This window comes from Coleofasciculus sp. LEGE 07092, from assembly GCF_015207375.1.
In the GTDB taxonomy this organism is placed as follows: domain Bacteria; phylum Cyanobacteriota; class Cyanobacteriia; order Cyanobacteriales; family Coleofasciculaceae; genus LEGE-07092.
Map to the genome: position 1 here is coordinate 1 of NZ_JADEWY010000288.1, position 1,382 is coordinate 1,382.

At 49.2% G+C, this 1,382-nt stretch carries 2 protein-coding genes; both read right to left on the reverse strand.

Annotation, left to right across the window (positions count from 1 at the left end):
- Positions 1 to 23 precede the first annotated feature (23 nt).
- The gene (gene nblB, locus IQ257_RS29610) at positions 24 to 689 is read right to left on the reverse strand and encodes a phycobilisome degradation protein NblB (RefSeq protein ID WP_193933525.1); all 666 of its coding nucleotides are present in this window, start codon (positions 687 to 689) and stop codon (positions 24 to 26) included.
- Positions 690 to 760: 71 nt separating this feature from the next.
- Positions 761 to 1,228, reverse strand: coding sequence for a CBS domain-containing protein (locus IQ257_RS29615; RefSeq protein ID WP_193882843.1), 468 nt, complete (start codon positions 1,226 to 1,228; stop codon positions 761 to 763).
- Between the last annotated feature and the right edge of the window lie 154 nt (positions 1,229 to 1,382).

The window sequence follows — 1,382 nt, forward strand, 5'->3', positions numbered from 1 at the left end:
CCCCCGCACCCCCGCTCCCCATCTCAAGCTGATTCCAAAGTCCTTTTAGCCTCCTGAGCTACCTGTTCGACTGAATCGTTTGCCAGAGTTTCCAGTGCTGAGTGAGCCTCTGAACCTCCTAAGCGTTGAAGTGCCTGTGCTACGCGGTAGCGAATTTGCCAGTCAGGATTGGTAGCATAGGGAACTAGTAGCGGTACGGCGCGGGCATCGCCTAATTCTCCAAAAGAACTAATCGCAGCCGTTTGTATCAAACTGATATCAGAGCTGAGGGCTTCTTCTAAAAGTGGAAAAGAACGCGGATCGCCAAGTTCTCCCAAAGCGGCAATAATACTAAACTGCACTAGCCACTCCGAACTCTGGTGATAAAGCTGTTGCAAGTCTTCAAAGGCTTCTGTAAGCTTCAAAGCTGCCAAGGAGTCAGCCGCTGCTGCTTGCACGTCAGCTTCTGAATCATTAAAAAGCCGATCGCGCAATAATGCCAGGGACTTTTGTAAATCTTGATTCCCCAGAGTATCAAACTGGCTGACTGCGGCATAGCGGACACGAGCATTACTGTCAGTCACAACAGGTTTGATTAACTCAAATGCCACTGAGGGTTCTAGCTGGCGTAGCTGATTAACCCCACTGATGCGATCGCCGAAGTCTTCAGAATTCAGCAACTGTTGGACAGACTCACGATTAACTGACATTGGTAAATTTTACTTGTTAAGGGTTTTTGGCTACAAACAATGACGTAGGGCTGGGGGTTGGCAGTAGGATTTCACTCCTCAAGTTCAGCAACCATTGCCCGAACAATATCTCCGGGCGTCAGGATGCCAATGACTTTACCCCCATCGTCGGTGACTGCCAGACGGCGGATTGATTGTTCCTGCATCAGCTTGGCGGCTTTTCGCAAGGGTTGATTAGGCTGGATGGTGACTGTATCGTGGCTCATCACTTCCCCAACCGTTTGCCCAAGAGCTTTGTGGAGTTCTTGATCATAACGGGCTGGGTTTTCTAAGTAAATCACGCTATCTAAAAACACGATATAAACGGGAGGTTCTACGCCCGTCTCTTGCCACAACAAGTCTGTTTCTGAGATGACGCCCACCAATTTGCCTGCTTCATCAACCACCGGCAAGCCGCTGATACGTTGTTCAGAAAGAATTTTCATCGCCTCCTTGACGGGCGTTTGGGGAGCCACAACAATAGGGTCAGGACTCATGACATCGGCAACGGTTTTTGCCATACGCAGGCTCAATACTCTTCAGGAAATACTCCTTTAATTGTAGGGAATTGCGGGTATCAATCCTAGTTTGATTTAAAATACCGAGTTTTTTAGGGGGAGTGGGGAGTAGGAAGTAGGGGGACGAAGGGACAAGGGGACAAGGGGACAAGGAGGA

What these genes read in the sequence shown, in the direction of transcription:
- IQ257_RS29615 (WP_193882843.1), bottom strand. Translation starts at nt 1,228, where the DNA reads ATGGCAAAAACCGTTGCCGATGTCATGAGTCCTGACCCTATTGTTGTG.
- nblB (WP_193933525.1), bottom strand. Translation starts at nt 689, where the DNA reads ATGTCAGTTAATCGTGAGTCTGTCCAACAGTTGCTGAATTCTGAAGAC.